The organism is Collimonas sp. GW821-FHT07E08 (assembly GCF_059418905.1).
Genome location: NZ_JBWKQR010000019.1, coordinates 73,528 through 85,511, shown reverse-complemented (window position 1 = coordinate 85,511; position 11,984 = coordinate 73,528). Strand labels below are relative to the sequence as shown.

The following is an 11,984-nucleotide window of genomic DNA, read 5'->3' as shown; positions in this document are numbered from 1 at the left end:
TCGTATTCAACGTGCGCTGTGTTGATCGTGATGCCGCGCGCTTTTTCTTCTGGCGCTGCGTCAATCTGATCGTATGCTTTGGCTTCGCCGCCAAATTTCTTCGACAATACTGTCGCGATCGCTGCTGTCAGCGTGGTCTTGCCGTGGTCGACGTGGCCGATAGTGCCAACGTTGACGTGCGGCTTGGTCCGCTCAAACTTGCCTTTTGCCATCTTAGACTCCTAAAGATTTGATGAGAATGTCCAGGCCCGCGCCCGACCGTCTTACAGATTGAATTCGACAGACATCGAATCAGAAACTTGATATCCAGCTTTTACTGCGCTTGCCGTGCCCTATGCGGACACCAGCAACAAACCAATTCTGGTGCCCTTGACGTGGATCGAACACGTGGCCTCTCCCTTACCAAGGGAGTGCTCTACCACTGAGCTACAAGGGCTATGCTGTACGCGTGCTTCTTGACTACAACACGCCCAACTTAATGTTCCTGCAAAAAACTACTGGAGCGGGTGAAGGGAATCGAACCCTCGTCATAAGCTTGGAAGGCTTCAGCTCTACCATTGAGCTACACCCGCAAATTACCGAATTTTCACTTCACCGCTACAATTTTGTACCTGTTGCTACTTCCCTAAATGGTGGAGAGGGCTGGATTCGAACCAGCGTACTCGTAAGAGGGCAGATTTACAGTCTGCTGCCATTAACCACTCGGCCACCTCTCCGCAGGGAACCCCAGATTATAGTAAAGCACCCCTAGAGTGTCAACCATGGAAACCGATTTCTTCTAAATATTTCTTAGTTTTTTCAGTTTCACCGTCGGACTGCTGCCGGGCCTGGCCGGAATCGGGAAAAAGCGCAAAAACGCTTCACCGGCCAAGGGGCGAGATAATATCAGAAACGCGTCTCGCGTGCAGCTCTTAGAAAGCCATCGAGTATCGGCGTGCAATCGAGCAATTGCGGACCGCCGGCGCGGTGGAATTCCGGATGCCATTGCAAACCCATGACAAAGGCTGCCTTGCGGTAACGTATCGCCTCGACAATATTGTCGCTGCCCGAGATCGCCTCCACCGTCAGGTCGCGCCCCAGGTCGCGTACCGCCTGGTGATGGATGGAGTTGACCACCCATTCGTTCTGCTCGCTGCCTTGGCTGTTGAACAACGTTGCCAACGAGGAACCCTGAGGAAACTGGATCGCATGGTGCAGGCGGTCGTATTCGTCGTTCACATGCTTGATCGAGGTCGGGACATCGGTAGCGATGTCCTGGTACAAGGTGCCGCCAAAGGCCACATTGATCAGCTGGCAGCCGCGGCATATTCCCAGCACCGGTTTGCCGGCTTCGATAAACTCGTGCAGCAGTTCCAGTTCGTACATGTCGCGCACGCGGTCGCCGCCCCATTCCGGCCGGGTCGCGGCTTGTGCATAACTCTGCGGCGAGACGTCGGCGCCGCCCTGCAGCACCAGGCCATCCAGGTGCTTGGCATAGTCGCGCAGGCGGATTGAACTAGGATGGACCAAGCCATTGGTGTTGACCGTAGGAATCATGAACACCAGCACATTGCGCGACATGACCCATTGCGCAATCGACTCCTCCAGGTATTGCAAGGTGCGTCCGCGCAGGCCTTTGGCGCCTTCTTCCGGATGAAATATCCGCGCTGAAATGCCGATCTTCAGGGTCCGCTGCATCATGCGGCGGCCGGCCTTGTCGGACAGCGCGCGGAAGCGCGCGGCGATCAGCTTCCAGGTTTGCGGCCATGGCGCGCTGTAGTCATTGACCGGATCGGCTGCCTTGGGCGGGGCACTGGCTGCGGCAGGCTTGGCTTCAGCCTGCGGTTGGGCCTTGGCCGGCTCGGCGGCAGCGGGTTCTGGCGCTGCGGCAGGCTTGGCCTCAGCGGCCGTTGCTGGAGCCGTTGCAGGAGCCGTTGCTGGAACCGCATCGGGAGCCGGGGGGACGGGATCTTTAGATTGAGAGTCGGACATATATGTCAGAAATTGTCAGAAATAAAAAAATTGGGGGAAGTGCTGCTAGCATGTCCGCTGTAAGCAAAAAGAATGCCCTGACCGCGGACGAGGACCATTTATGTAGTGCCAAAGTATAGACTTGATATCTTGTGTGAACATTGTTTTCCATATCAGTTCATCCCCAGTTACCCATTTTTACCATTTCGTCCGAAACGCACCCTGCCCGCCCATGACCAAGCCACCGCAAATCCTGATCCTGTATGCGCACCCGACGCCGCACCACTCGCGCGTCAACCGCCGCCTGGCGCAGGTTGCCGCCAAAGTGCCCAACGTACAGGTACACGACCTGTATGAGCTGTATCCCGATTTCCATATCCCGGTGCGGCGCGAGCAGGCGCTGCTGGCACAAGCCGACCTGATCGTGTTCCAGCATCCGGTCCAGTGGTATAGCATGCCGGCGCTGCTGAAACAGTGGGTCGATTCGGTCCTCACCCCCGGCTGGGCCTATGGCCCGGGCGGCGACGCCTTGCACGGCAAGGATTTCTGGCTGGTCGCCACCACCGGCGGCTCGGTGCGCTCTTACCAGGCGGAAGGCCATAACCTGTTCCCGTTCTCGGCATTCCTGCCGCCGTACCAGCAGACCGCGCAGCTGTGCGGCATGCGCTGGCTGCCGCCGCACCTGCTGTTCGGCGCGCACCAGATCAACCAGCAAACCCTGGCCGCGCACATCGAGACCTACCGGAAACGGCTGGCGAACTACCCGAACTGGCCGGAATTGCTGGCAACCGATCCATCGATACCGCTCACAGGCAGCTAAACACCATGGAACAGAATCTCTTATTCAACGGCTTGATCTACCTGGCGGCGGCAGTCGCCGCCGTGCCGATCGCCAAGCGCCTGGGCCTGGGTGCGGTGCTGGGCTACCTGCTGGCCGGCATGGCGATCGGTCCCTGGGGCCTGCGCCTGATCGACAATGTCGAAGACATCCTGCATTTCTCTGAATTCGGCGTGGTGCTGCTGCTGTTCATGATCGGCCTGGAACTCGAACCCAAGCGGCTGTGGTCGCTGCGGCGTTCGATTTTCGGCTGGGGCACGGCCCAGGTGGTGACGGTTTCGCTGGCGCTGTTCGGCGCCGCCGTAGCCGCCGGGGTCGACTGGAAAACCGCGCTGATCGCCGCGCTCGGCATGTCGCTGTCGTCCACCGCGATCGCCCTGGCAACCATCAACGAACGCAAGATCAACAGCACGCCGGCCGGCCGCGCCGGCTTTGCGATCCTGCTGTTCCAGGACATCGCCGCCATTCCCATGATCGCCATCGTGCCGCTGCTCGGCGTCGCCGCCGCCCACGGCAGCGGCCAAGGCTGGATCGGCGGCCTCAAGGTGGTGGCGGTGATCGCTACGCTGATCATCGGCGGCCGTTACCTGGTGCGGCCCTTGATGCGCATGATTGCCCGCACCGGACTGCGTGAAATATTCACTGCCTTTGCGCTGCTGCTGGTGATAGCGATCGGCCTGCTGATGGAATCGGTCGGCATGTCGATGGCGCTGGGCAGCTTCCTGGCCGGCGTGCTGCTGGCCGATTCCGAATACCGCCATGCGCTGGAAACCGACCTGGAGCCGTTCAAGGGCCTGCTGCTGGGACTGTTCTTCATCGCCGTCGGCATGTCGGTCGACTTCGGCCTGCTGCTCAGCCAGCCGTGGCTGATCCTGGGCCTGGTGGCTGGTTTCCTGGCGATCAAGCTGGCGGTCCTGTACCTGCTCAGCAAGGTGTTCCAGATCGCCCGCGCCCAGCAGTTCCTGTTTGCGGCGCTGCTGTCGCAAGGCGGCGAATTCGCTTTCGTGGTGTTCGGCGCCGCCGCCGCCGCCCGCGTGTTTTCCCAGGAAACCTCGTCGATCCTGGTGGTGGTGGTGGCGCTGTCGATGGTGACCACGCCGCTGCTGCTGGTGGCCTATGACAAACTCATCGCGCCGTATTTCCTGAATGCGATGAAGCGTCCCGACGACGAAATCGACGACAATGAAAACCCGGTGATCATCGCCGGCTTCGGCCGCTTCGGCCAGATCATCGGCCGCCTGCTGCATGCCAACAAGATCGGCCTGACCGTGCTCGACCACGATCCCGACCAGATCGACCTGCTGCGCAAATTCGGCTTCAAGGTATTCTACGGCGACGCCACCCGCATGGACCTGATGCACGCCGCCGGCATCGCCAAGGCGCGGCTGCTGGTGGTGGCGCTGGACGACATCGAAGGCAGCCTGAAGCTGGTCGCGGCGGTACGCCACGTATTTCCCGACCTGCCGATCATCGCGCGGGCGCGCAACGTTTCGCACTATTTCGACTTGATGGACCTGGGCGTGACCGTGATCGAGCGCGAGACTTTCGAATCGGCCCTGCAGCTCGGACGGCAGGCGCTGCGCACGATGGGTTTCGGCGCCTACCGGGCGCGCCAGGCAGCGATGAAATTCCGCGCCCACAACCTGCAAACCCTGCACGATATGTACCCGCACCAGAAAAACCAGCAGGAAATCGTCTCGATCGCCAAAAAAGCGCGCGAGGAACTGGAAGAAATGTTTGCGCACGACCGCATCTTGCGCGAAGACATGCCCGCCAGCGGCTGGGACGACGAAGTGTTGCCGCTGGATGAACCCACTCAGGAGCCGACATGATCAAGATCTATCACAACCCGCGCTGCTCGAAATCGCGCGAAGCCCTGGCCCTCGCCGAGCAATACAGCAATGAACACCAGCTCAAGCTGGAAGTCGTCGATTACCAGAAAACGCCGCTGACCCTGGCGCAGCTGAAAACCCTGCACAAGCAGCTGGGCGGTCCGGTCAGCGCCATGGTGCGCGACAACGAAGCCGAATATGCGGCGCTTAACCTGGCCCAGGCCGATGACGCGACACTGCTGCAAGCGCTCGCCGCGCATCCGAAACTGTTGCAGCGGCCGGTCGTGACTTACCAGGACCGCGCAGTGATCGCGCGGCCGCCCGGCGTGTTCAACGAATTGATGGACACTTGATTGACTAAAGTAGCCGTACCAGCAGGAACAATACCGTCGACAGCAGGATGGTCGAGGCAAACGGCAAGGAGAATTTCCTGCCGAACAGGGTAAACCGCAGGTCGCCGGGCAAGCGGCCGAGCCCGAGCTTTTCCAGCCAGGGCAAGGCGCTGGAGAATACGATGACGGCGATGAAGATCACCAGCATCCAGCGGATCATGCGGCGCTTTCAGGTTGCACGGTCATAGCCGGTGGCTGCGGTCGTGAGTGGAAAAACGTTCCGGCAACCCGGCGTGGATGCCGACCGCCAGGACCTTGAACAACTCGCCCATCTCGGCCGGCGATACCAGTTTTTGCAAGGCATTGGCTTGCGGCAGGTAAGCCATCGCATCCTCCGGCGGCGTGCGCAGCAGCAGCTTGCCGATGCCGGCTTCCAGCAGGAACGCCGCCTGGCTGCTGTAGCCCAGCAAATCCAGCCCGCTATCAAGAGCCGCCAGCGCCATCGCCGTGAAATCGACGTGGGCGGTGACATCCTGCAAACCCGGCATGTAAAACGGATCGGGATGGGCGTGGTGCCGGTAATGGCACATCAACGTGCCCTGGTCGCGCTGCTGCAGATAATATTCCGCGGCCGGGAAACCATAGTCGAAAAATAGCGCGACCCCGCCCTGCCCCGCCTTCAGCATGCTGCCCAGCGAATGCATGAATCCGACCGCCACCGGATGCACTTCGGTCAGGTGGCCGACCGTCAGCGACTCGGCATCAGGAATCTGCGCAACCAGGGCCGGTTCAGCCGGGCGGTCAATGTAGACAAATTGGCCATCCTCGCCGTCGACGCCGGTTTCAGCCAGGCCAACCCCGCGCTGCAGCCAGCCTTGCTCGCCGCGCAACACCAGTTCTACCGGCATCGCATCCAGCACTTCGTTGCCGATCACGACCCCGGAAAACGCTTCGGGCAAACGATCCAGCCATTGCACCTGCGGAAACGCCTGCAGTTTCAGCTGCTGGCGGGCCCGCAGTTCAGCCGATAATTCGACGATGTAATACGCTTGCAGCAAGCCGGCGCCATCGGCGCTGGCTGCCAGCTCGGTCAGGATGTCGTGGGCCAGCTGGCCGCTGCCGGCGCCGAATTCCAGGATCCGGGGCTGCAGCGCTGGCGAAGAACGCAGCAATTCTGTTGTCAAATGGGCCAAAGTCGCGCCAAAAAGCGGCGTAATCTCGGGCGCGGTTGTAAAATCACCGTCTTTGCCCAATTTTGCCGCGCCGCCGCTGTAATAACCGAGGTCGGGCGCGTACAGCAGCAGTTCCATATAACGCGCGAATGAAATCCAGCCATGCTGCCGGCGGATATCAGTGGCGATCAGATTGTGTAACAGGCGCGATGCGCGCTGTGCTTCGACCGAAGCTTCGGGTAATTGCAGTTGCATGGCGCTATTGTAGAAGATATCGTCCAGGCGAAAGCAAGCAACGCCGATGAAACCGTGCAAAACAGGGGAAATAAGGCCCGGCCATGCCGCCCCAAGGAACCCTGCCCAGCAATAATGACTAGTTAACCATGCTTACCACGCCGATCCGATCCGTAGCCCTTGTCACCGACGCCGCCAGTCCGGTCGGCCGCGCCGTTGCGCTGGCGCTGGCGCGGCAGGGCTGGGACCTGGCGCTGCATTACCAGGATGACGCCGTGCCGGCGGCGCTGTCGGCGCTGCTGCCGGATTGCCAGGCGCTGGGAGCGCAGGCGATGACGATCCGGTGCACGTTGAGCAAGGAAACCGAGATCCATGCGCTGCTGCCAAGCGTGGCGGCAGAACTCGGCAACGTCCGCTGCATCGTCAACAACGCCAGCCACGTGGAACAGGACAGCCCCGCCGGTTTTTCCGCGGCGGTCCTGGAACGCCACATGCAAAGCAACCTGGCCGCGCCGCTGCTGCTGGCGCAAGCGCTGCATGCGGCGACGCTCAAGAGCGGCGGCGCGCAGGCGGTGGTCATCAACCTGCTGGACCAGAAGCTGTTCAACCCGCAGCCCGATTTCCTGTCGTATACGCTGTCCAAGGCGGCGCTGCATAGCGCCACTGCCTTGCTGGCGCAGGCTTTTGCGCCGCAGCTGCGGGTGGTCGCGATAGCGCCTTCGCTGGCCGCGACCGGAGGCTCGTCGAAGCCACCCGCGACTTTAGAAGACATTGCGGCGACCGTCTGTTTCGTCGCCGCCTCCTCCGCCATTACCGGCAGCACGCTGCTGGTCGATGGCGGCCAACATTTGTATCCTCACCCACGGGACCACGCTGCGGCTCACAGCCAGCAGTCCCACCCTCACTGAAAACACCATGCCCTCCGCACTCATCCATCCCGACCTTAGCGATTGCCGCCGCCTGTTCCTGCGCGACTACGAAGTGCAGATCAATATCGGCGTCTACGAATTTGAAAAAAAAGGCGAGCAGCGCGCGCTGATCAATGTCGACCTGTTTGTACCGCTGGCCCTGTCGACGCCCAGCAAAGACCATATGGATGAGGTGCTGGATTACAATTTCATGCGCAACACCGTGGCCAAGCGCATGGCGCAAGGCCATATCCATTTGCAGGAAACCTTGTGCGACGACCTCGCCAACGCCTTGCTGCAGCATCCGAAAGTGCGCGCAGTGCGGGTCTCCTCGGAAAAACCCGATGCCTATTCCGACTGCCACTCGGTGGGCGTCGAGGTATTCCGGATCAAACCGAAAGCCTGAGCGCGCAATCATCATGAATGACCTATTGAAGCAGGAAGTCCTTATGCAAGACCCCATCACAGCCGTGGCGCCGGCCGACGCCGCAGCCAACGTTCCCGGCAGCCGCAGCGTGGAGAAAATCGCGCACGAAAACAACAAGCTGCACAAGCGCCTGTGCCGCCAGGTCGGCCAGGCGATCGGCGATTTCAACATGATCGAAGACGGCGACAAGGTAATGGTCTGCCTGTCCGGCGGCAAGGACAGCTACGCCCTGCTGGATATCCTGATGACCTTGCGCGAACGGGCGCCGATCAATTTCGAGATCGTCGCGGTGAACCTGGACCAGAAGCAGCCGAATTTCCCGGACCACATCCTGCCGGCCTACCTGGACAAGCTGGGAGTCGCCTACCATATCGAAAACCAGGATACCTACAGCATCGTCAAGCGCCTGATCCCGGAAGGCAAGACCACCTGCTCGCTGTGCTCGCGCCTGCGGCGCGGCATCCTGTACCGGGTCGCCACCGAACTGGGCGCGACCAAGGTCGCCCTCGGCCACCATCGCGACGACATCATGGAAACCTTCTTCCTGAACATGTTCTTCGGCGGCAAGCTGAAGAGCATGCCGGCCAAGCTGCAATCGGACGACGGCAAGCAGATCGTGATCCGGCCGCTGGCCTACGTCAAGGAAGCCGACCTCAGCCGCTATGCCGAGGTCAAGCAGTTCCCCATCATCCCTTGCGACCTGTGCGGCAGCCAGGAAAACCTGCAGCGCAAGCAGATCAAGGGCATGCTGCGCGAATGGGAAAAGAAATTCCCGGGCCGGGTGGAAAACATCTTCTCTTCGCTGTCGACGGTAGCGCCGTCGCACCTGATGGACCGCAACCTGTTCGGCTTTGCCGACCTGAAAGCCGACGGCATCGCCGATCCCAACGGCGATATCGCGTTTGACGACGATCCTTGCTCGACGCCGGCAACCGTTGCCAGCATCATCCCGTTGCGGCCGGCAGACTAATCCATCGATTTCCCCGCCCGGCTATATAATCAAAGCGGACCAGCGGCGACCAGTACAACCAGCTGAGCAGATTCAGCGAACTGCGCCGCCTGGCCGGCAACTTATCAGGAGACGCGCAATGGCAGGGTCCTATGTACTCAAGAAGTCGGTGGATGGACAGTTCTATTTCCTGCTCTACTCCAGCAACGGCGAAGTCGTGCTGAACAGTGAAATGTACGTCGCCAAGGCATCCGCCGAGAACGGCATCGCCTCGGTCCAGAGCAACAGCACCCAGGACGACCGCTACAGCCGCAACCAGGCTTCCAACGGCAAGTTCTATTTCAACCTGAAAGCCGCCAATCACCAGGTCATCGGCAGCAGCCAGATGTACAGCACCACCAGCGCCCGCGACGCCGGCATCGACGCGGTCAAGAAAAACGGTCCTAGCACCGACGTCAAGGACGAAGCCTGAGCGGGCGGCGCGGATAGCCGGCGAATTGCAAGTATTTGTAATCCCTGTATTCATTCCGTACGGCAAACCGTTTAATACCCAGGATCTTTTTCTGGGAGATATAAATGAACCGTCGTCGTTTTCAACGTTATCTTGTATTGTCAGCCGTGGCAGCCGCCACCCTGTCCCTGGCAGGCTGCGTGGTCGAACCGCCGCGCACCCGCGTCGAATACCGCGAAGTCAAAGTAGTGCAAGCGCCGCCGGCGCCGCTGGAGGAAGTGGCGCCGCCAGCACCCTACCCGGATTCCTACTGGATCCCTGGCCACTGGAAGTGGGAAAACAACCGTTACGCCTGGAATAACGGCCACTGGGAACAGGCGCGCCAGAACATGGTTTACCAGCACGCCTATTGGGCCAACGAAGGCGGCCAGTGGGTATTCCATGGCGGCCGCTGGGTAGCGCTCAACAATACCTATAGCGCGCCGCCGGTGGTGATCAACGTCGCCCCGCCGCCGCCTCGGATTGAAGTCATGACACCGGCGCCTAGCCCCAGCCATGTCTGGATCGGCGGCTACTGGCGCTGGAACAACGGCCGCCACGACTGGGTCAACGGCCATTGGGAAGCGCGCCGCGACGGTTATTTCTGGGCGCCGGGACATTGGGTCCGCAACGGCAACAGCTGGGCTTTCTCGGGCGGATTCTGGCAACGCTATTAATCCCGGCCTTTGACCGATACTGTCGACAGGACATCGCCTCAACGCTGCAGACGCGGCGTTGAGGCGATTTTTCTTGTCGCCGCAACAACCTGCCCACCTTCACCACATTGTCATGCAGGCAGCGCCGGCGCTGAATTTCCGGTTGCCGCGCGTGATAAAATTTGCCACCTATTCTTTCTCTGTCCACTATGAACGTTGTCATTCTCGCTGCCGGCATGGGCAAGCGCATGCGGTCCGCACTACCGAAAGTATTGCACCCGCTGGCGGGCAAACCGCTGCTGTCGCACGTGATCGAGGCGGCGCGCACCCTGTCGCCCACCACCTTGTGCATCATCTACGGCCATGGCGGCGACGCCGTGCCAAGTTCGCTGGCAGCCGCCGACCTGGTGTTCGCCAGGCAGGAGCCGCAGCTGGGCACCGGCCATGCGGTGGCGCAAGCCGCCGCGCACCTGGATGACGCCGTGCCTACGCTGGTGCTGTACGGCGACGTGCCGCTGATCGCCAGCAGCACGCTGCAACGGCTGGTCGACAGCGCCGGCAACGACAAGCTGGCGGTCCTGACGGTAGACCTGCCGGATCCGACCGGCTACGGCCGCATCGTCCGCGAGCACGGCAAGATCGTCAGCATCGTCGAGCAAAAAGACGCGACACCGGAACAGCAGGCAATCCGCGAATGCAATACCGGTATCATGGTCGCGCCCACCGTGCAGCTCAAGAAATGGCTGGCCGGCCTGTCCAACAATAATGCGCAAGGCGAATACTACCTGACCGATATCGTCGCCAGCGCCGTCGCCGACGGCACGCCGGTGGTATCGGCCCAGCCGGCGGCCGTAGCCGAAACGCTGGGCGTCAACAGCAAGCTGCAGCTGGCCGAACTGGAGCGCATCCACCAGCGCGCCATCGCCGAGCGCTTGCTGGAACAGGGCGTCACCCTGCTCGATCCGGCCCGGCTGGACGTGCGCGGCACGCTGGATTGCGGCCGCGACGTCAGCATCGATGTCGGCTGCGTCTTCGAAGGTGAAGTCAGCATAGAAGACGGCGCAACCGTCGGCGCCTATTGCATCGTCAAGAATGCCCGCATCGGCCGCGGCGCCAGCATCAAACCCTTCAGCCACATCGAAGATGCGGTGATCGGCGCAGCTTCCCAGATCGGCCCCTATGCGCGCCTGCGTCCTGGCACCGAGCTAGGCGAAGACGTCCATATCGGCAATTTCGTCGAAGTGAAAAACAGCCAGGTCGCCGCCCACAGCAAAGCCAACCACCTGGCCTACATCGGCGACGCCACGGTGGGTTCGCGCGTCAATATCGGCGCCGGCACCATCACCTGCAACTACGACGGCGCCAACAAATCGCGCACCATCATCGAAGACGACGCTTTCATCGGCAGCGACACCCAGCTGGTGGCGCCGGTGCGCGTCGGCAAAGGCGCCACCCTGGGCGCCGGCACCACGCTGACCAAGGACGCGCCGGAAGGCAAGCTGACCATCTCGCGCGCGCGCCAGGTCACCATCGACGGCTGGCAACGGCCGGTCAAGCTGAAGAAATAAACGAGATGGGTAAACGCCGGTTTCGACCGGCGTTTTTTTATACCGCGAGCCGGGTATCGAACTTGCTGCGGTGGACCGAGAAATACGTACGCACGTTGCGCACATTCTTTTGCGCGGCAAACAGCTGGTGCGCCAGCGCATGGTAGGCAGCCATGTCAGCCACCTGCATCACCAGCACAAAATCCGGCCCCGGCGACACCCGGTAGCATTGCAGCAGCGCCGGTTCGCTGGCCGCCAGCGCTTCAAATTCCTGCAAGCGTTCAGCAGCCTGGTTATCCAGCGTGACTTCGACAATCGCGGTCAGGCCGGCGCCGACCTTGTCCGGCGCCACGATCGCCACCTGGCGCAGGATGATGCCGGCATCGGTCAGCCGCTTGACCCGCCGCAGGCAGGTCGGCGGCGAGGCGTGCACCAGCTGCGCCAGCTGATGGTTGGTTTGGGCGGCGTCGGCCTGCAAGGCATTCAAAATCCGCTTGTCCAGTTCGTCCAGAACGATATCCATAACTATATGCAGTTTATTAAATAAATCTAAGTATAAATGAAATAATATTTCACATCGTTTACATGATGAAATATTTATCCATATATAACAAAACTTTGGAATCTAATTTCATAAATGTTAGCTTAA

At 60.9% G+C, this 11,984-nt stretch carries 14 protein-coding genes and 3 tRNA genes; 9 read left to right on the top strand and 8 right to left on the bottom strand.

The window, feature by feature from the left end; all coding sequences use genetic code 11:
- The 5 genes from AC07RZ_RS21315 to AC07RZ_RS21295 all read right to left on the bottom strand — a co-directional run.
- A partial coding sequence (locus AC07RZ_RS21315; protein WP_230518179.1) for a GTP-binding protein occupies positions 1–212 on the bottom strand: 212 nt, incomplete at its 3' end.
- 149 nt (positions 213–361) lie between these two features.
- Positions 362–436 (bottom strand) — tRNA-Thr (locus tag AC07RZ_RS21310).
- A 62-nt stretch (positions 437–498) separates the two neighbouring features.
- A tRNA-Gly gene (locus AC07RZ_RS21305) sits at positions 499–572 on the bottom strand.
- A 58-nt stretch (positions 573–630) separates the two neighbouring features.
- Positions 631–716 (bottom strand) — tRNA-Tyr (locus AC07RZ_RS21300).
- Between the two features lie 169 nt (positions 717–885).
- Positions 886–1,971 (bottom strand): gamma-glutamyl-gamma-aminobutyrate hydrolase family protein, encoded by a 1,086-nt coding sequence (locus AC07RZ_RS21295; protein ID WP_494669489.1) that lies wholly within the window; start codon positions 1,969–1,971, stop codon positions 886–888.
- Positions 1,972–2,182: 211 nt separating this feature from the next.
- On the opposite strand from AC07RZ_RS21295, the gene kefF reads away from it, so the two are divergent.
- From kefF to arsC, 3 genes are read left to right on the top strand one after another with little or no spacing between them, the layout of a single operon-like run.
- Positions 2,183–2,770 carry a glutathione-regulated potassium-efflux system oxidoreductase KefF gene (gene kefF, locus AC07RZ_RS21290; RefSeq protein ID WP_494669488.1) on the top strand — a complete coding sequence of 196 codons (588 nt, stop codon included), beginning with the start codon at positions 2,183–2,185 and terminating at the stop codon, positions 2,768–2,770.
- A 5-nt stretch (positions 2,771–2,775) separates the two neighbouring features.
- Complete coding sequence (kefC, locus tag AC07RZ_RS21285) at positions 2,776–4,620, top strand: glutathione-regulated potassium-efflux system protein KefC (protein WP_494669487.1); 1,845 nt, start codon at positions 2,776–2,778, stop codon at positions 4,618–4,620.
- Positions 4,617–4,973: an arsenate reductase (glutaredoxin) gene (gene arsC / locus AC07RZ_RS21280; protein ID WP_144737922.1), complete on the top strand. Its 357-nt coding sequence runs from the start codon at positions 4,617–4,619 to the stop codon at positions 4,971–4,973. Before kefC ends, arsC begins: the two co-directional genes overlap by 4 nt.
- Before the next feature lie 4 nt (positions 4,974–4,977).
- Here the strand turns inward: arsC and AC07RZ_RS21275 are convergent, their stop codons facing one another.
- Together AC07RZ_RS21275 and AC07RZ_RS21270 are read right to left on the bottom strand one after the other, a co-directional pair.
- The gene (locus tag AC07RZ_RS21275) at positions 4,978–5,172 is read right to left on the bottom strand and encodes a DUF2905 domain-containing protein (protein WP_144737923.1); all 195 of its coding nucleotides are present in this window, start codon (positions 5,170–5,172) and stop codon (positions 4,978–4,980) included.
- Positions 5,173–5,194: 22 nt separating this feature from the next.
- Positions 5,195–6,379: a class I SAM-dependent methyltransferase gene (locus AC07RZ_RS21270; protein WP_494669486.1), complete on the bottom strand. Its 1,185-nt coding sequence runs from the start codon at positions 6,377–6,379 to the stop codon at positions 5,195–5,197.
- Between the two features lie 128 nt (positions 6,380–6,507).
- On the opposite strand from AC07RZ_RS21270, the gene AC07RZ_RS21265 reads away from it, so the two are divergent.
- From AC07RZ_RS21265 to glmU, 6 genes are all read left to right on the top strand, one after another.
- Positions 6,508–7,266, top strand: coding sequence for an SDR family oxidoreductase (locus AC07RZ_RS21265; RefSeq protein WP_494669485.1), 759 nt, complete (start codon positions 6,508–6,510; stop codon positions 7,264–7,266).
- A 7-nt stretch (positions 7,267–7,273) separates the two neighbouring features.
- Positions 7,274–7,672: a dihydroneopterin aldolase gene (locus AC07RZ_RS21260; RefSeq protein ID WP_144737926.1), complete on the top strand. Its 399-nt coding sequence runs from the start codon at positions 7,274–7,276 to the stop codon at positions 7,670–7,672.
- A 13-nt stretch (positions 7,673–7,685) separates the two neighbouring features.
- A complete protein-coding gene (gene ttcA / locus AC07RZ_RS21255) occupies positions 7,686–8,663 on the top strand; it encodes a tRNA 2-thiocytidine(32) synthetase TtcA (protein WP_494669484.1) in 978 nt (325 codons plus the stop codon).
- 118 nt (positions 8,664–8,781) lie between these two features.
- Positions 8,782–9,114 (top strand): YegP family protein, encoded by a 333-nt coding sequence (locus AC07RZ_RS21250; protein WP_092394382.1) that lies wholly within the window; start codon positions 8,782–8,784, stop codon positions 9,112–9,114.
- Between the two features lie 104 nt (positions 9,115–9,218).
- A complete protein-coding gene (locus AC07RZ_RS21245) occupies positions 9,219–9,809 on the top strand; it encodes a YXWGXW repeat-containing protein (protein ID WP_494669483.1) in 591 nt (196 codons plus the stop codon).
- Positions 9,810–9,997: 188 nt separating this feature from the next.
- On the top strand, positions 9,998–11,356 hold the full coding sequence (glmU, locus tag AC07RZ_RS21240) for a bifunctional UDP-N-acetylglucosamine diphosphorylase/glucosamine-1-phosphate N-acetyltransferase GlmU (protein ID WP_494669482.1): 1,359 nt from the start codon (positions 9,998–10,000) through the stop codon (positions 11,354–11,356).
- 37 nt (positions 11,357–11,393) lie between these two features.
- Here the strand turns inward: glmU and AC07RZ_RS21235 are convergent, their stop codons facing one another.
- The gene (locus AC07RZ_RS21235; RefSeq protein WP_494669481.1) at positions 11,394–11,858 is read right to left on the bottom strand and encodes an Lrp/AsnC family transcriptional regulator; all 465 of its coding nucleotides are present in this window, start codon (positions 11,856–11,858) and stop codon (positions 11,394–11,396) included.
- Between the last annotated feature and the right edge of the window lie 126 nt (positions 11,859–11,984).